This window comes from Rhabdothermincola salaria (genome assembly GCF_021246445.1).
GTDB classification, from domain to species: Bacteria; Actinomycetota; Acidimicrobiia; order Acidimicrobiales; family Acidimicrobilacustridaceae; genus Rhabdothermincola_A; species Rhabdothermincola_A salaria.
Window position 1 is genome coordinate 281,985 of the sequence record NZ_JAJQXW010000002.1, and the last position, 15,716, is coordinate 297,700.

15 protein-coding genes are annotated in these 15,716 nt (G+C 71.6%); 4 read left to right on the forward strand and 11 right to left on the reverse strand.

Annotated elements, in window-relative coordinates; translation table 11 throughout:
- Positions 1 to 7 precede the first annotated feature (7 nt).
- Positions 8 to 1,216, reverse strand: coding sequence for a DegT/DnrJ/EryC1/StrS family aminotransferase (locus tag LUW87_RS10600; RefSeq protein ID WP_232671143.1), 1,209 nt, complete (start codon positions 1,214 to 1,216; stop codon positions 8 to 10).
- A 50-nt stretch (positions 1,217 to 1,266) separates the two neighbouring features.
- Positions 1,267 to 2,223 carry a TIGR03619 family F420-dependent LLM class oxidoreductase gene (locus tag LUW87_RS10605; protein ID WP_232671144.1) on the reverse strand — a complete coding sequence of 319 codons (957 nt, stop codon included), beginning with the start codon at positions 2,221 to 2,223 and terminating at the stop codon, positions 1,267 to 1,269.
- A gap of 170 nt (positions 2,224 to 2,393) precedes the next feature.
- On the opposite strand from LUW87_RS10605, the gene LUW87_RS10610 reads away from it, so the two are divergent.
- Together LUW87_RS10610 and LUW87_RS10615 are read left to right on the forward strand one after the other, a co-directional pair.
- Complete coding sequence (locus LUW87_RS10610; RefSeq protein WP_232671145.1) at positions 2,394 to 2,906, forward strand: PPOX class F420-dependent oxidoreductase; 513 nt, start codon at positions 2,394 to 2,396, stop codon at positions 2,904 to 2,906.
- Between the two features lie 16 nt (positions 2,907 to 2,922).
- Complete coding sequence (locus tag LUW87_RS10615; protein ID WP_232671146.1) at positions 2,923 to 3,555, forward strand: TetR/AcrR family transcriptional regulator; 633 nt, start codon at positions 2,923 to 2,925, stop codon at positions 3,553 to 3,555.
- A gap of 72 nt (positions 3,556 to 3,627) precedes the next feature.
- On the opposite strand, the gene LUW87_RS10620 is transcribed toward LUW87_RS10615, so the two are convergent.
- From LUW87_RS10620 to LUW87_RS10630, 3 genes are all read right to left on the reverse strand, one after another.
- Positions 3,628 to 4,848 (reverse strand): alpha-hydroxy acid oxidase, encoded by a 1,221-nt coding sequence (locus LUW87_RS10620; protein WP_232671147.1) that lies wholly within the window; start codon positions 4,846 to 4,848, stop codon positions 3,628 to 3,630.
- 5 nt (positions 4,849 to 4,853) lie between these two features.
- On the reverse strand, positions 4,854 to 6,482 hold the full coding sequence (locus tag LUW87_RS10625; protein ID WP_232671148.1) for an FAD-dependent oxidoreductase: 1,629 nt from the start codon (positions 6,480 to 6,482) through the stop codon (positions 4,854 to 4,856).
- Positions 6,483 to 6,578: 96 nt separating this feature from the next.
- Positions 6,579 to 7,337, reverse strand: a complete 759-nt coding sequence (locus LUW87_RS10630; RefSeq protein WP_232671149.1) for an SDR family oxidoreductase — start codon at positions 7,335 to 7,337, stop codon at positions 6,579 to 6,581.
- Positions 7,338 to 7,519: 182 nt separating this feature from the next.
- On the opposite strand from LUW87_RS10630, the gene LUW87_RS10635 reads away from it, so the two are divergent.
- A complete protein-coding gene (locus tag LUW87_RS10635) occupies positions 7,520 to 8,314 on the forward strand; it encodes an enoyl-CoA hydratase/isomerase family protein (RefSeq protein ID WP_232671150.1) in 795 nt (264 codons plus the stop codon).
- Positions 8,315 to 8,326: 12 nt separating this feature from the next.
- Here the strand turns inward: LUW87_RS10635 and LUW87_RS10640 are convergent, their stop codons facing one another.
- The 3 genes from LUW87_RS10640 to LUW87_RS10650 all read right to left on the reverse strand — a co-directional run bounded on the left by LUW87_RS10640 (position 8,327) and on the right by LUW87_RS10650 (position 10,719).
- Positions 8,327 to 8,977 (reverse strand): TetR family transcriptional regulator, encoded by a 651-nt coding sequence (locus LUW87_RS10640; RefSeq protein WP_232671151.1) that lies wholly within the window; start codon positions 8,975 to 8,977, stop codon positions 8,327 to 8,329.
- A gap of 103 nt (positions 8,978 to 9,080) precedes the next feature.
- A complete protein-coding gene (locus LUW87_RS10645) occupies positions 9,081 to 9,542 on the reverse strand; it encodes a nuclear transport factor 2 family protein (protein WP_232671152.1) in 462 nt (153 codons plus the stop codon).
- Between the two features lie 121 nt (positions 9,543 to 9,663).
- The gene (locus LUW87_RS10650; RefSeq protein WP_232671153.1) at positions 9,664 to 10,719 is read right to left on the reverse strand and encodes a hypothetical protein; all 1,056 of its coding nucleotides are present in this window, start codon (positions 10,717 to 10,719) and stop codon (positions 9,664 to 9,666) included.
- A 182-nt stretch (positions 10,720 to 10,901) separates the two neighbouring features.
- On the opposite strand from LUW87_RS10650, the gene LUW87_RS10655 reads away from it, so the two are divergent.
- A complete protein-coding gene (locus tag LUW87_RS10655; RefSeq protein ID WP_232671154.1) occupies positions 10,902 to 12,314 on the forward strand; it encodes an ABC transporter substrate-binding protein in 1,413 nt (470 codons plus the stop codon).
- Positions 12,315 to 12,436: 122 nt separating this feature from the next.
- Here LUW87_RS10655 and LUW87_RS10660 read toward each other — a convergent pair whose 3' ends face one another.
- From LUW87_RS10660 to LUW87_RS10670, 3 genes are read right to left on the reverse strand one after another with little or no spacing between them, the layout of a single operon-like run.
- Positions 12,437 to 14,014, reverse strand: coding sequence for a DHA2 family efflux MFS transporter permease subunit (locus LUW87_RS10660; protein ID WP_232671155.1), 1,578 nt, complete (start codon positions 14,012 to 14,014; stop codon positions 12,437 to 12,439).
- A 45-nt stretch (positions 14,015 to 14,059) separates the two neighbouring features.
- Positions 14,060 to 14,815: an enoyl-CoA hydratase/isomerase family protein gene (locus tag LUW87_RS10665; RefSeq protein ID WP_232671156.1), complete on the reverse strand. Its 756-nt coding sequence runs from the start codon at positions 14,813 to 14,815 to the stop codon at positions 14,060 to 14,062.
- A gap of 34 nt (positions 14,816 to 14,849) precedes the next feature.
- A complete protein-coding gene (locus LUW87_RS10670) occupies positions 14,850 to 15,707 on the reverse strand; it encodes a fructosamine kinase family protein (protein WP_232671157.1) in 858 nt (285 codons plus the stop codon).
- Positions 15,708 to 15,716 lie beyond the last annotated feature (9 nt).

The window sequence follows — 15,716 nt, forward strand, 5'->3', positions numbered from 1 at the left end:
TCAAGATTCAGCCCGGGTGCGCGTCGAGGAACTCCGCCAGGGTGTCGACGACGAACTGGAGCGTGGGCTCGTCGATGGCGTGGCTCAACGGCAGCAGCACCCCCCGGGCCATGATCTCGTCGGCGTGGGGAAGACCGTCGTCGGGCAGTACCAGGGCGCGATCGCGCAGCATGGGCTGGCGGGCGACGTTGCCGGTCCAGATGGTGCGGGTGTCGATGCCCCTCCCGTCGAGGAAGGCCTGCAGGTCGGGGCGGTCGAAGCCGGCGCTTTCGCGTATGACCAGCGGGTACCCCAGCCAGGCCGTCTCGAGCTCGGGGAGCTGGCGGGGCAGCACCACCCGATCGGCGTGGTCGCCGAAGAACGCCGTGTAGGCCGCGAAGAGCCGCCGGCGCCGGGCCAGGTTCTCCTCGAGCTTCGCCAGCTGGACCAGGCCGAACGCGGCCCCCATCTCGGACGGCTCGAAGTTCCAGGCCAGCTCGTCGAAGATGAACTGGTTGTCGTAGCGGACCCCGTCGAGGTCCTCCCAGAAGTCGCGCTCCCCCCGCTTCGAGCCGTAGAACTGCACCTCGCTGCGCCGACCCCACCGGCGCAGCATCAACGCCCGGTCGCGCAAGCCCTCGTCGTCGACGAGGAGCATGCCCCCGTTGCCCCCGGCGGTGAGGATGTGGGAGTTGGCGAAGCTGGTGACGGTGATGTCCGATCGCTCACCCGTGGGGCGACCCCGCAGGAGGGGCCCGAGGGTGTCGCAGGAGTCCTCGACGAGGGGGAGGCCGTGGGCATCGGCGACGCCCCGCAGGGCATCCCAATCGGGGGCGTTGCCGACGAGGTTGGGGAACAGCATCGCCCCGGTGCGAGGGGTGACCATCTCGGCCACCCGGTCGACGTCGACGCAGTAGGTGTCGACCTCGCAGTCGACGAGCACCGGCACCAACCCGGCCCGGACCAGCGGGGCGATGTCGGTGGAGAACGTGAGCCCGCAGGTGACGACCTCGGTGCCCGGCTCGAGGCCGAGCAGCTCGACCGCCAGGTACAGCGCCGAGGAGCCGGAGTTGACCATCACCCCCCCGGACTTGCCGAACAAGGCCGACACCTGGCGCTCCATGGCGTTGACCCGACGGCCCGGCCACAGTCCCTGGGGTCCCGACCGCAGCACCTCCACCACGGCCTCGATCTCGCGCTCGTCGTGCACGCTGCTCGAGTAGAAGACGCGATCCATCGAGCTCATCTCCTCGCCGGTGACCGTCGGGCCCCGTCGTCGTGGGCCGGTCAGCCCTCGTTCACCAAGGGGACGACCTCCTCGGCGAAGGCGTCGAACTGCTCGAGGTACTCCGCCAGGGACCGACCCCGGAACTTCACGTGGATCACGTTGGCCCCGGCCTCGCGAGCGGCGCGCAGGTCGGCGGCGTAGGCCTCGGTGCCGTGGATCACCGTGGGGGGCAGGTCGTCGGCCGGCCCACCGGTGAGGTGCGCCCAGCCCGGCATGTAGCCGATGTCGATGGGCGCGTCGCCCCGGCCGTGGGCCTCGGCGGAGGCCCGGATCTCGCCGATGATCTCGCCGTACTGGTCGATGGAGTTGCCCATCGGGATGTAGCCGTCGCCGAAGCGGCCGGCGCGACGCCAGGCCGCCTTGGAGTTGCCACCGACCCAGGTGGTGAGCGAACCGTCGGCCGGGCCCGGTGACACGCCGACCCGCTCGTAGGCGTAGCGCTCCCCCCGGAACGAGACGTAGGGCTCGGCGAAGGCACCCGACAGGGCCTCGAGGGTCTCGTCGAGGATGGCGCCCCGCTCGGCGAAAGGCACCCCGAGGGCGTCGAACTCGCCCTTCACATGGCCGGCACCGACCCCCAGGATCACCCGACCACCCGAGAGGTGGTCGAGGGTGCCGAACGACGAGGCGGTCTGCAGCGGGTGGCGGTAGGCGGCGATCCACACGACCGACAGCAGGTGCACCCGTTCGGTGTGGGCGGCCAGGAAGCCCAACGTGGCGACCGTGTCGTACCAGGTGGTGCGCATCCGGGCGGAGTAGTCGTCGTCGGGGACGGCGACGTGGTCGCACACACCGACGAACGAATGGCCGGTGGCCTCGGCCTTCTGGGCCACCGTCACCAGATCGGCGACGGTGGCCTCGTCCTCCCAGGGGTCGACGAGGTTCAACGTGAGCGTCTGGACCGGCAGCTGCAAGCCGTAGGCCCAACCTCCGTCGCGTACGAGTGCGCCACCCATCGAGACCACGTCCTCCTGCTTCGTCGTTGGGACTCCACCGCGTCGTGTCCGACCCGGTGCCACCCGATGGTGTAGCAGTCCGGCTCACACGGCGCGTCGGGACCCTCCCGCCAGGTGCTCCCGACCGGTGCGCCGGACGGCCCCGGGGATGGGCCGTAACATCGCCCGTCATGGGAACGAACCAACGAGCCGCCATCACCATGACCGACGAGGAGGTGGCGTCGTTCGTCGAGCGCAGCCGTACCGCCACGCTGGCCACCAACGGCCCGAAGGGCGTACCCCATCTGATCGCCATGTGGTACGGGCTCATCGACGGCAAGATCTACTTCGAGACCAAGGCCAAGGCCCAGAAGACCGTCAACCTGCGCCGCGACTCCCGCGTGTCGGTGATGATCGAGGCCGGTGAGACCTACGACCAGCTGCGCGGCGTCGCCATCGAGGGCACGGCCACCATCATCGACGACACCGAGGACGACGAGTACTGGGCGGCGGCCATCTCGGTGTTCGAGCGCTACAACGGCCCCTACAGCGAAGAGGTGCACCCCTTCGTGGAGATCATGATGAACAAGCGGGTCGTCGTGCGCGTCGACCCGGAGCGGGTGCGCTCGTGGGATCACCGCAAGCTGGGCCAGGACCCGATGCCGCTGGCCGGCACGACCGCCCAGTACATCGGCGAGGAGTGATCGCGGCGAGGCAGCGATGAGCACCCGACCGGCCAAGCCGGCGTCGGCGGCCCCGACGGTGCCCGCCGTCGAGGACCTCCCGGCCGGCCAGCGGGCCCGTCGCGCCCGGATCATCGCGGCCGCCCTCGACCTGCTCGGCGACGCCGACTACGAGCGCATCCAGATCCGCATGGTCGCCGAACGGGCCGGCGTGGCCCTCGGCACGCTCTACCGGTACTTCCCCTCCAAGGAGCACCTCTTCGCCGCCGCCCTGGCCGAGTGGGGCGCCGGCTTCGGCCCCCGCCAATCGGGGCGGACCGCGGCCCGCCCACCCGAGCCGCCCGCCCGGCTGAAGCGGGCGCTCCGCGACGCCGTCACCGCCTTCGAGCGCAACCCCCAGCTCTTCTCGCTGGTCAACCTGCTCAGCTCGGTCGACGACCCCGCCGTGGCCGAGACCATGTGGCGCTACTCCGAGCAGACCCGCGCCGCGTTCATGGGCGTCCTCGACGGCATCGACCCCGACACGGCCGAGACCATCGTGTGGATGTCGCTGGCGCTGTTGAGCTCGGTCCTGCAGAGCTGGGTCACGGGGCGCATCAGCATCGAGGAGGCCCGACGCCGGCTCGACCAGGGCGTCGACGTGATCTTCACCGTCCCACCGACGGTCTGAAGCCCGCGGCACCCGCGCGACATCCGCTGAACACACCCGAGCGGCGCCGTCCACCACCGGGGTTGAGGACGCTCACTCGGCGAGCAGCGAAGGATCGAGGTCGGCGACGGCGTCGACCCCGAGCAGGGCCATGGTGCGCGCCATGTCGTCAGCGAACCACTGCAGCACCCGGTCCACTCCTCGTTCCCCCGCGGCGCCCAGCCCGTAGAGGTAGGCCCGGCCGGCCATGGCCGCCGTGGCGCCGGCGGCCAGCGCCTTGACGATGTCGCTCCCCCGACGGATGCCGCCGTCGCAGATGATCTCGGTGCGCCCACCCACGGCGTCGGCCACCGGGGCCACCAGCGTGAACGGCGCCGGGGCCCCGTCGAGCTGGCGGCCGCCGTGGTTGGACAGCACCACGGCGTCCACCCCGACCTCGGCGGCGAGCACGGCATCGTCGACCCGCTGGATGCCCTTGACCACGATCGGTCCGTCCCAGACCGTCCGGAGCCACTCGACGTCGGACCACGACAAGCTCGGATCGAACTGGCTGTTGATGTAGTCGGACAGGGTGACCGGTGACGAACCGTCGCCCACGTCGCGACCGGCCACGTTGGCGAAGCGGATGGGTTCATTGCGCAGCAGCTCGAGCGTCCATCGCGGGTGGAGAGCACCGTCGACGAGGGTCGACGGCCCGATGGTCGGCGGGAGCGTGAAGCCCCGCCGGACGTCGCGCTCGCGACGGCCGAGCACGGCCGTGTCCACGGTGAGCACCAGCGCTTCGTAGCGGGCGGCCGCCGCCCGCTGGATCATCTCGGCCACCAGCCCTCGGTCGCGCCAGGCGTAGACCTGGAACCACAGGCGTCCGCCGCTGACCGCTCGCACCTCCTCGATGGAGCGGGTGGCCAACGTGGACAAGGTGTAGGGCAGCCCGGCCCGCTCGGCGGCGCGGGCCACGGCCAACTCCCCCTGGGGGTCGGCGATGCGGGTGAAGCCGGTGGGGGCCAACACCAACGGGTACGCGGCCGGGACCCCGAAGATCGAGGCCGAGACGTCCACCTCTCCGAGGCCGGCCAGGACTCGAGGCCGGAACGCCGTGCGGGCAAAGGCGGCGGCGTTGGCCGCGAGGGTGCGCTCGTCCTCGGCCGCGCCGTCGATGTAGTCGAACACCCCGCGGGGCAGGCGCCGGCGGGCCAGACGCCGCAGGTCGGCCACCGAGGCGGCCCGGGCCAACCGGCGCTCGACCGGATCGGTCGGTCGCGGGGCCCAACGGACGACCGAACGGATCGCCGCCACGCTGCGGGGTCGGGCCACGGGGCTCAGAGGTCTCGGGCGGGCCGGGACGCCACGTCACGGCCGGCGAGGAAGCCGAACACCAACCCGTTGCCGAGGGTGCCCCCGCCGCTCGGGTAGGCCCACCCGAACACGTTGGCGGCGGTGTTGCCTGCCGCGTAGAGCCCGCCCACCACCCCACTGCCGTTGCGCAGCACCCGACCGTGTCGGTCCAGCCGGGGGCCACCGTTGGTGCCGAGGGCGCCGGGGTGGATCTCGACCGCGTAGAACGGCGCCTCGGTGAGGGGCTTGACCCGACCGGGCGACATGAGGCCGTGCTGGTGGCGGCCGAAGTCCGGGTCGACGCCTTCTGCGGCGTGGGTGTTGTAGCGCTCCACCGTGGCCTCGAGCGCGTCCGGATCGAGACCGAGCTCCTCGGCCAGCTCGCGGATCGTGTCGGCCTTGACGACCCAGTCGGGATCGGGCTCACCCGGCATCATCGACAGGATGCGTTGGGCGTCGCGCACGGTGCGGTCGAAGATCTGGTAGCCGGGCCCGGCGTTGGGGAACTCCACCGACTCCGGGTCGTAGGCGCCGAACGCCTTCGGGAAGTCGTTGTAGGGCAGGGCCTCGTTGGCGAACCGACGGCCCTTGCGGTTCACGACGATCGACGCCGGGGCGCCCCGGCCCCACTCGAACTGGGGCACCTGCGCACCGTCGCGGGTGATCTCCGGGTCGAACATGACCGGGGTGCCCCAGTAGGAGTCCATGTTGCCCAACTGGGCCCCGGCGCCCATGGCCATCAGCAGCCCGTCGCCGGTGTTGCCGCCCGGGCTGAGGGGGTGCACGTCGTAGCCGACGTGGGCCCGGACCAGCGCCGGGTTCCACTCGAAGCCGCCGCAGGCCAGCACCACCCCCTTGCGGGCGCCGATCCGCATCGGCGCACCGTCGTGGTCGACCACCACGCCGATCACGTCGCCGGCGTCGTCGGTCACCAACTGGCGGGCGGGCGTCTCGAGCAGCGTCTCCACGCCCCGCTCCAGCAGACCCTTGAAGAGCCGAGCGATCAGGGCCGCCCCCTTCGGCCGGATGTCCCGGGCCTCACGACGGCGCAGCTCCTCCTCGAGCTCGGGGGTCTGGGGAGAGAGGTCCTCGGCCAGCGTGGTCGCCGCCCCGAGCGACATGAGCGTGCCCCGCTTCACGATGCGGTCGGCCCACTCGGGGAGCTCCTCGCCCACCGGGTAGGGATCGGCCTCGACCGTGCGCCCCGGCATCATCTTCGTGCCGGGGAACTGCCAGGGCCAGTAGTAGTCGGGCAGGGGCTGGATGTGGGTGCTCAGCGGCGTGTGGTCCTCGAGGTAGCGCAGCACCTCGGGCGCGGTGTCGACGTACACCTCGAGCAGCTCGGGGTCGGGCACTCTCGGGCCGGCCACCCGACGGATGTAGGCGAGCGCCTCTTCACGGCTGTCGTCGACACCGGCCTCGGCCATCACGTGGTTGCCGGGAAGCCAGACCCCACCACCGGACACCGCTGTCGTGCCGCCCAGCATGGGGTTCTTCTCGACCAGGAGCACGTCGGCGCCCCCGTCGTGGGCCAGGGTGGCCGCGGTCAGCGCCGCGCCCCCCGTGCCCACGACCACGACGTCGACGATCCGATCCCACGTACCTGCGTCCATGCCTGACCCCCCGAGGTGGTGTGCTGCGAGCCCATCATCGCCCGAGTGGACCGATCGGCGCTCCCGCGCCGGCGGCCCGCCCTCCGGTCGCCCTGGTCAGCCGAAGCCGCCGCCCCCGTCGGCCCAGAGCGTGGCGCCGTTGATGTAGGAGGCGGCGTCGGAGGCCAGGAACAGGCAGATCCCACCGATGTCGTCGGGGGTCCCCATGCGCCCCACGGGGATCTTGTCCTCGATGGTGCGGCCCTGGTCGTCGGGCAGGAGGAGGTCGACCATGGCCTCGGTGCGCACCCAGCCCAGCGAGACGCAGTTGACCCGCACCGTGCGACCCCAGGCGGTGGCCAGCGAACGGGTCATGTGGTTCAGCCCGGCCTTGGCCGCGCCGTACGGGGCGAGCCCGCCGCCGGAGCCGCCGGGCATGGACGCCTGGCTGGAGATGTTGATGATCGAACCGCCCGACTCCTGCGCCTCCATCACCTGGTAGGCCTTCTGGGCAAAGATCATCGGCGCGGTGAGGTTGAGCTCGACGATCGCCCGGATGAACCGCGGCGACACGGTGGCCGTGTCCGCCGGGGGCTGCCCACCGGCGTTGTTCACCAGCACGTCGAGACGCCCGAAGCGCTCGACGGCGGTGCGCACCACCCGGTCGATCTGGTCGTCGTCGCGCACGTCGGCCGCCACGTGGACGGCGCGGGCCTGCTCGGACTCGTCGCGTGCGGCGGGCGCCACCTCGAACTCGCTGCGGGCGCAGGTGACCACCGATGCGCCGGCGTCGAGGAACGACCGGGCGATGCCCAGCCCCACCCCTTGGCTGCCGCCCGTCACGATCACGACCTTGCCCGCGTGCTCGCCGTCCATCTCGCTCCCCCTCGTCGTCGAACGCACCCCCACGGGCGCTGTCAGCCAGAAAAGATAACATCGTTACGAAGGAGAGCGGCCGGGTGGACTGTCACCCATGCTGCCCCCGGTGCGACCGGAACCACGACGTGCTCGCTCCCGGCCTACGGTCTGCTCACCTGCCCGCCACAGAGAGGTGCTCCGTGTCGACCGTCGAGGTGCTCCCGCTCGAACCTCACATCACCATGATCCGCCTCAACCGGCCGGATCGCCTCAACGCCATCACCTTCGAGCTGGTGGCCGACCTCCACGACGCCCTCGACCGGGTCGCCGCCGACACCGACTGCAAGGTGGTGATCCTCACCGGCGCCGGTCGCGCCTTCTGCGCCGGCCTCGACCTCAAGGACTGGGGCACCCCGCCCGCACCGGGCGAGCACCCCCACATCAACGCCGGCATCGACGCCCAGACCTTCATGTCGAACCTCACCGTCCACATGCGCGACACCCCGCAGGTCATCATCGCCGCGGTGAACGGGCCTGCCTTCGGTGGCGGCCTGGCTCTGGCCTGCGCCGCCGACATCCGCCTCGCCGGCGCCTCCGCCCGCCTGTGCTCGGCGTTCATCCGCACCGGCCTGTCCGGCACCGACATCGGCATCACCTACCTGCTCCCCCGCCTGGTGGGCAACGCCCACGGCTTCGACCTCATCCTGACCGGCCGCGACATCGATGCCGACGAGGCCCACCGCATGGGGCTGGTCTCGCGCGTCGCCGAGGACGGCGCGCTCCAGGACCTGGCCCTCGAGTACGCCCGCCAGATGGCCGGCTACACCGCCTCCGGCCTGCGCAGCACCAAGGACGTGCTGTGGCACAACACCGAAGCCCCGAGCCTGTCGGCCGCCCTCGCCCTCGAGATCCGCAACCAGAACCTGCTGCAGCACGCGCCCGACGTGAAGGCGTTCATGGCCTCCTACCGCCAGCGCACCACCGGGTCCGGTTGATCCCGGCCCGAGTCAGCGGCGGCTCCCCTTGCGTCGAGGCCTGGCCTCCACCTCGGCCGCCGGTAAGGTGAGGGAACGGCCGAAGCGGGCGGCCATGTCGGCCCAGCCCTTCCTCGTGCGGGGCTCGATCCCCACCGCCTCGAGGACGCCGAGGCCCACCTCGGCCGCCCACGTGTAGAGGACCGCGTCGCGCACGTCGACCGACGGGTCGATGCCCAGATCGTCGAGGTGCTCCTGGTAGCCGTCGATCCACCCCTGGAGGTGGCGCAGCTGCTCCTCCCGGAGCCGTTCGCGCGTCTCGTCGTCGGTGAGCGAGGCCGCCGCGCCCTGCACGATCAGCGCCCGCAGCTGGCGGCGTTCCGGGTAGCGCTGGGAGAGCCGCCGCAGGATCTCGACGTGCTCGGTCTGGCCCCCCGTGGCCCGGTAGGCGGACTCGAGCTCTCGCTGGGTCCGCAGACTGATGGCCTCGGCCAGCAGCTCGGCCTTGTTGCGGAAGTGGCCGTAGATCGCACCCGTCGTCAGCGACGCACTGCGAGCGACGTCCCTGATGGACGTCTGGAGGTACCCCTGGGTGGCGAAGAGCTCGGCGGCCAGCTCCACCAACGCGGCACGGGTGGCGATCGCCTTGTCGCTCGTCCGCGGCGGACGCCGCGTGGGGGTCACCGGTCTCGAGGGCACGTCCACACCACCTGGGTCGGGGTCGGGTGCATTCTGCCGCAGGACCCGCGGGCCGGCGGCCGGCCGATCCGAGCCCGCCGTGCGGGTCTCAGCCGGCCTGGCGCCGGCGCTCGGCCAGCACGATCGACTCCTGGGTGTCGAGGATGACGTTGAGCTCACCGATGCGCAGCTCCCCCTCCTCCACCCGCACCGTGCCGTCGACGATGGCCGTGGACAGCGGCGAGGGAGCACCCCCGACGATCTGGGTGACCCAGATGTAGGAGCGGAACGCGGCCTCGTCGTCCGAGGCGCTGGTCAGGTGCACGTTCTCGCCGTTGTGGCGCAGCGGGTGCGGGCTGTCGAGACGGTGCTGGGTCTGCCAGGCCAGCACGTCGGCGTGACCCGAGACGTCGGCGCGCACGAACTCCTCGTAGTCGGTCGTGCCGGTGTCGGTGCGACAGGTGAAGTGGGCGTCGGACGTGAACATGGCCGGCCACTCGTCGAACAGGGCGTTGTCGTACGCGAACCACCACTTCCCGAGCAGGTTCTGGACGTCGGCCGGCTGGATCACGTTGTTCCCCCTGGGGTGCTCCGCTCGGCCGGGAGGACGGGCGGGTGGATGGTGGCGGCGCTCACCGGACGGCGACGCCGAAGTGAAGAGCAGGGCGGCTGCGCGACGCGCCCGTCCCCGGCTACGCGGCCGGGAACTCCAGCCACTCGGTGGCCGGCCCGATCGTGTAGGTCTCGACGAGGGCCTTGACGAAGTCCGTGTCGTCGAGCGGGTCGGACGGCTCGGCGATCTTCTTGCCCTTGCTGCGCATGTCGTCGACGAGCATGCCGACGGCCTTTTCGATGGTGAGGTCATCGGTGTGGTCCATCACCTTCTTCAGCTCGTCCATGTCCTCGTAGAGCTCCGAGCTCCAGTGCACGAGGAAGCGGAGGTCCGACGGCTGGTAGGTGTGGATCACCTCGTCGTCGGTGGTGATCTGCCACGCATCGACCTCGGGGTCCCAGCCCATCATCGAGCGATGCTTGAGGCCCTCCACCGGTGGGGCGTCGAAGGGACCCACCGGGTCACCTCGGTGGAACATGAGCTCGTTCTGCACCACCAGGCCCTTGTTCCACAGCGGATGCTCGAGGACCTCGGGCGGCCCCAGCGGGCCCTCGGGCCAGTAGGTGAACGTGCCGTTCTCACCCACGTACCACCAGGTGATGACCTGGGCCATCTTCACCAGGTAGTCGGTGAACAACCCCGACTTGCCCATGACGTTCTGCAGCCACACCGGGGCGTTCTCGTAGCGCACGCCCCGGAAGGTGACGGCGTCGAGGTGCGCCGGCGGCGGGGCGGCCGCCGGGTACGGGCCGGTGATGTTGAACAGCATCATGGTGGGCTTGGCGTACTGGACGTTCCAGTAGTCCTTGACCAGCTCGATGAACTGCGGGTTGTAGAAGCAGTCGTGGACCTCGGGGTGGAAGCACACCGAGTTCTGCCCGTAGAAGCCACGGAACTGCGGGTTGGCGATGTCGTCGAGGGTGAGACCGTGGCCCTCGGGCACCACCCCGGTGACGGTGGCGATGAGCTCCTCGACCGTCTTGAAGTGGTGGGCCTGGATGGTCGGCCAGGGGCCCTTCTGCTTCACCACGTCGAGCAGACGTCCGTACTGGTCGTCGGTGTACACGCCCTCCAGCAACCGCGGCGGCGCGATGGGCCGCAGCGCCTGGTTCATCTGGTCTTCGTAGGCCCCCATCGGTGTCCCCTCCCCGGCCGTCGGCCTGCGACGAGCCGGACGTCTCGTGGCGCCCCTCGGCGACTGCAAAAGAATATAGCGCTGTTATCTCATTGCGCCTAGGGTGTCGCCACGCCGTGGGAGGTCACGGCCGGCGTGCCCGCCGACGGCGGGGCGACACAGGAACCGGGGGGTTTCGATCGATGCGTAGGAACAGTTGGCGGCTGCTCGCCGTGCTGATGACGCTCGGCCTGGTGGCCGCCGCGTGCGGTGGAGGCGACCGGGCCGACGAGGGAGGGGACGACAGCTCCCCCTCGACCTCGTCCGACGTGGTCGAGGACGGACCCAGCGGCGGCTTCGGCGACCTCGAGTCGCCGTGCGGTCCCGCCGAGGACGGCGTCGAGCTCACCGACCAGGGCGACTTCGTCACCGCCGAGACGATCACCATCGGCTACGGCGACGACGCCGGCTACCAGGCCGCCCCCGGCCTGAACGCCCAGATGTCCGACGCCGTCGTCGCCCTCATGGACTGGTGCAACGAGCAGGGCGGCATCAACGGTCGACAGGTCACGGGCGAGTACTACGACGCCAAGATCCTCGAAGCCAACAACGTCATGATCGAGGCCTGCGACCAGGTCTTCATGCTGGTCGGCCAGGGCTGGGCCTTCGACGGTGCGGCCGAGCAGACCCGGGTGGGCTGCGGTCTGCCCCAGGTCCCCGGCTACACGGTGAGCGCCACCGCGGCCCACGGACCGCTGACCTACGTCGCCGTGCCCAACCCGGTCGACGTCACCCCGGCCGGACACCTCGCCCTCATGGCCGAGCAGTACCCCGACCGCGTCACCAAGGCCGCCGCGCTCTACGCCGACTACCCGGCCCAGATCGAGGTCATGGACAAGATCGAGGCGGTCGCCCCGGACTACGGCTGGGAGTTCGTCCCCGACTGCGAGCAGACCTACCCGATCGGCGGCGTGGCCCAGTGGGCTCCGTACGTGCAGAAGCTGAAGGAGTGCGGCGCCGGCATCGTCTACTGGGTGGGCTCGCCGCTGCCCATGTTCCAGAACCTGCTCGAGGCCGCGGCCCAGGCCGACCTCGACATGGTGTACCTGAGCGACGCCAACCAGTACGAGGAGAACTTCGCCCTGGCCAACACCGCCGGCTACGCCGACACGGTCCACATGCGCATGGCGTTCACGCCCTTCGAGCAGGCCGACCAGAACGAAGCCACCCAGCAGTACCTCGACTTGCTCGAGGCCAGCGGGGGCACGCCCTCGTTGCTCGGGGCGCAGGCGACCTCCGCCTTCCTCCTGTGGGCGACCGCGGCGGACGCCTGCGGCGCCGAGCTCACCCGCCAGTGCGTGCTCGACGAGCTGGCCACCGTCACGGCGTGGACCGGCGGTGGGCTCCACGCCGAGAGCAACCCGGGCGAGAACATGCCGCCCGAGTGCGTCATGGTGCTCGGGATGGAGGGCACCAGCTTCGTGCAGGCCCTCCCCGAGGAGCAGGGCGAGTTCTCCTGCGACCCGTCCTACGTCGCCGAGGTCCAGGGCATCGACGCCCTCACCGCCGCCGACCTGGGACCCGACCGGATCTCCCAGGCCTTCACCACCGGCTGAGCCCTGAGGTCCCCCGGCCGGGTCCCGACGAGCAGCGCCCGTCGGGACCTGGACCGGGGCTCGGACCAGTGCTCGAGGGGGGGGCGGCGCCCCGCGCGGAGGGTGCCGACCGGGCCCGCCGATCAGTCGTCGGCGTTCACCGGGACCTCGACGGGGGCCGACACCGGGGGGCGCGCCGGGATGACCAGGCGCACGACCACGGCACCGACGAGGATCACCGCGGCCCCCAAGCCCAGGGCCCAGCTCATGCCGTCGACGAACGACTGGCGGGCGGCGTCCACCACCCCGGCGCCGTCGGCACCGAGCTCGCCGGCCACCCGCAGCGCCTCGGAGAGCGAGGACGTCACCCGGTCGGTGAGGTCCGGGGGGAGGTCCGGCAGCGCGTCACGCACCGACGACGCGTAGAGGGTCGAGGCCAGGCTGCCGATCACGGCGACGCCGAGGGCCCCACCCAGTTCGCGGTTGGTGTCGTTCATCGCCGAGCCCACGCCCGCCTTCTCGTGGGGCAGCGAGGCCATGATGGTGGCGGTGGCCGGGGCCATGGTCAGCCCCATGCCGGTGGCCAGCACCACCAGGCAGGCAGCCAACAACGGATACGACGACCCCACCCCGGCGGTGAGGGCCAGCAGCGCCATGCCCGTGCCGGCCGTGGCCATGCCGCCCGCCACCACTCGACGGGTACCGAAGCGGGCGGCGAGGTGGGCCGAGCTGGGGGCGGCCACCATCATGGCGACGGCGAAGGGCAACGTGCGGATGCCGGCCTGCAGGGCCGTGTAGTCACGCACCAGCTGCAGGTACTGGGTGAGCAGGAAGAAGAGCCCGAACATCCCGAAGAACATCATGGCGATGGCCAGGCTGCCCCCCGTGAAGCCACCGTTGCCGAACAGTCGCACGTCGAGCATCGGGTGGTCGTGGCGCAGCTCCCACACCACGAACGCGGCCAGCAGCACGGCCGCCACGACGAAGGCGGCCAGGATGAGCGGGTCGGTCCAGCCGTAGACGGGGGCTTCGATCACGCCGTAGACCAGCGAGCCGATCATGCCCACCGACAGCAGGGCGCCGACCGGGTCGAGCGGCACCCGGTCGGGGTGGCGGGACCGGGGGACCAGCACGGCTCCCGCGAGGAGGGCCACGACCACCACGGGCACGTTGAGCCAGAAGACCGAGGGCCACGCGAAGTGCTCGAGGAGCCAGCCGCTGGTGACCGGGCCGACCGCACCGGCGGCACCCGCCACCCCGGCCCAGGCCCCGATGGCCTTGGCCCGCTCGTGGGGCGGGAAGACGTGGGTGAGGATCGACAGGGTGGCGGGCATCACGAACGCCGCCCCGAGCCCCATGATCGCCCGGGCCGCGATCACCCCATCGGCCGAGTCCGCCAACGTGGCCGAGAACGAACCGAGCCCGAACACGACGAGGCCACCGGTGAGGGCTCCCTTGCGCCCGAAGCGGTCGCCCAGGGAGCCGGCGGTGAAGAGGAGCCCGGCGAACACCAACGAGTAGGCGTCGACCATCCACTGCAGCTGCGACGCGGTGGCGGTCAAGGCGTCGGAGATCTCCGGCAGGGCGATGTTGAGCACGGTGTTGCCCATCACCACCATGAACAGGCTGAGGCACAGCACCAAGAGGATGAGCCACCGGCGCGGATCGGCCTCCACGTCGCTCGCCCCGCCTGCTTCGCCGCCCACGCGTTCGGTCACCATCGGCGCCCAGTCTCGCCCGTCGACCGCCGAGATGCCTCGGTGATGTCACCGAAAACCGGCGATGCGCTCCTCGGTGTCGGCGATCGGATACCGGGCTGCGGCCTCGTAGGCCAGGCCGTCGGGCAGATCTCGTTCGTCGGCCACCCGGTAGAGGTCCTTGTAGGCCGCGAGCGCTCCCGGGCTGTTGGCGGCGATGGTGGCGGCCAGCTCGGCGACCGTGGCGTCGAGGTCGGCCCGGGGCACGACGCTGGCCGCCAGACCCCAGGCCCCCGCCTCGACCCCGGTGAACGTGCGGGCGGTGTAGGACAGCTGGCGCGCCCGGGCGGGGCCGACCAGGTGGGGGAGGCGCTGGCTCATGCCCCAGGTCGGGCGCAGGCCCCACTTGGCGTGGGTGTCACCGAACACGGCCTCCTCGGCGGCCACGATGAGGTCGCAGCCGAGGGCGAGCTCCAACGCCCCGGTGAAGCAGTGGCCGTTGACGGCGGCGATCACGATCTGGGGCAGGCGCCGGATGCGTTCGATCACCCGTCGGGCGGGCACGTCGAGGACGTCGCCGACCATGCCCCCCTCGAGCGAACGTCCGCCGAGCGCCTTGAGGTCGACACCGGCGCTGAACGCCCGGCCCTCCCCGGTGATCACCACCACCCTGGTGCCGTCGTCCTCGGCGATCGCCTCGAGGGCCAGGTCGAGCTCGGTGAGCATCTCCGAGGTGATGGCGTTCAACGCCGCAGGGCGGTCGAGGACCAGGGTGGTGACCGGCTCGGCGCGCTCGACGCGCACGGTGGTGGTGTCGGTGCTCATCCGCGTCGTCTACCACAGCGCGCCACCACCGAGGTCAGGCGTAGCGGTCGATGGCGCTGGTGGCCGCCCCCACGTACCCACCCCCGAACTTGATGGCGTGCACGACGAGCGGGGCCAGCTGGTGCAGCTCCACCCGCTCGCCGGCACCGTCGGCCAGCGGGGCGACGTCTTCGTAGGCGGCATGGGCCCGGGGGCCGAAGCCGCCGAACAGTCGCATCATGGCCAGGTCGAACTCGCGGTGCCCGCCGAACGCCGCCGGGTCGATCAGCCAGTTCCGGCCACCCGTGTCGACCAGGCGGTTCCCGGCCCACAGGTCGCCGTGCAGGCGAGCCGGAGGTTCGACCGGGCCGAGGAGCGCTTCGGCTCTCGCCGCCACCCGGTGCAGGCCGGCCACGGCGGCCGGGGGCAGGGCACCGGCCTCCTCGGCCAGGGCGGCGAGCGGCACGAGGCGCCGTTCGGCGTAGAAGGTCGCCCAGCTCGGCGCCGGATCGTTGGGGAGCGAGCGCGAACCCGTCGGCCGCCGGTCCTCCCGCCCGAAGCACGGCGCGCCCGCGGCGTGCAGGGCGGCCAGCGACCGACCGAAGGCCTCGTCGGTGCCGGGCCCCGGAGAGCCCTCCTCGATCCACTCCAGCACGAGGTGGGCCGGGTCGTCGCCGACGGCCAGCACCTCGGGCACGGCGACCGCCCCCGCGTCGCGCAACCAGGACAGCCCGGCGGCTTCGGTGACGAAGAAGCCGGGAGGTGGGTCGTGGTGGGTCTTGGCGAACACGCGCCGACCGTCGCCCAGGTCGAGTCGGAAGGCGGCGGCGACATCGCCGCCATGCAGCCGGGCCGACGCCACGACGGTCGCCGAGAGGGCGGCCTCCACGGCGAGCACCAGCATCCGCTCCATGGTCGGACC

Bases quoted from the DNA above. Each gene is read 5' to 3' on its own strand.
- LUW87_RS10600 (WP_232671143.1), bottom strand. From the start codon at position 1,216: ATGGATCGCGTCTTCTACTCGAGCAGCGTGCACGACGAGCGCGAGATC.
- LUW87_RS10605 (WP_232671144.1), bottom strand. From the start codon at position 2,223: ATGGGTGGCGCACTCGTACGCGACGGAGGTTGGGCCTACGGCTTGCAG.
- LUW87_RS10610 (WP_232671145.1), top strand. From the start codon at position 2,394: ATGGGAACGAACCAACGAGCCGCCATCACCATGACCGACGAGGAGGTG.
- LUW87_RS10615 (WP_232671146.1), top strand. From the start codon at position 2,923: ATGAGCACCCGACCGGCCAAGCCGGCGTCGGCGGCCCCGACGGTGCCC.
- LUW87_RS10625 (WP_232671148.1), bottom strand. From the start codon at position 6,482: ATGGACGCAGGTACGTGGGATCGGATCGTCGACGTCGTGGTCGTGGGC.
- LUW87_RS10630 (WP_232671149.1), bottom strand. From the start codon at position 7,337: ATGGACGGCGAGCACGCGGGCAAGGTCGTGATCGTGACGGGCGGCAGC.
- LUW87_RS10650 (WP_232671153.1), bottom strand. From the start codon at position 10,719: ATGGGGGCCTACGAAGACCAGATGAACCAGGCGCTGCGGCCCATCGCG.
- LUW87_RS10655 (WP_232671154.1), top strand. From the start codon at position 10,902: ATGCGTAGGAACAGTTGGCGGCTGCTCGCCGTGCTGATGACGCTCGGC.
- LUW87_RS10660 (WP_232671155.1), bottom strand. From the start codon at position 14,014: ATGGTGACCGAACGCGTGGGCGGCGAAGCAGGCGGGGCGAGCGACGTG.
- LUW87_RS10665 (WP_232671156.1), bottom strand. From the start codon at position 14,815: ATGAGCACCGACACCACCACCGTGCGCGTCGAGCGCGCCGAGCCGGTC.
- LUW87_RS10670 (WP_232671157.1), bottom strand. From the start codon at position 15,707: ATGGAGCGGATGCTGGTGCTCGCCGTGGAGGCCGCCCTCTCGGCGACC.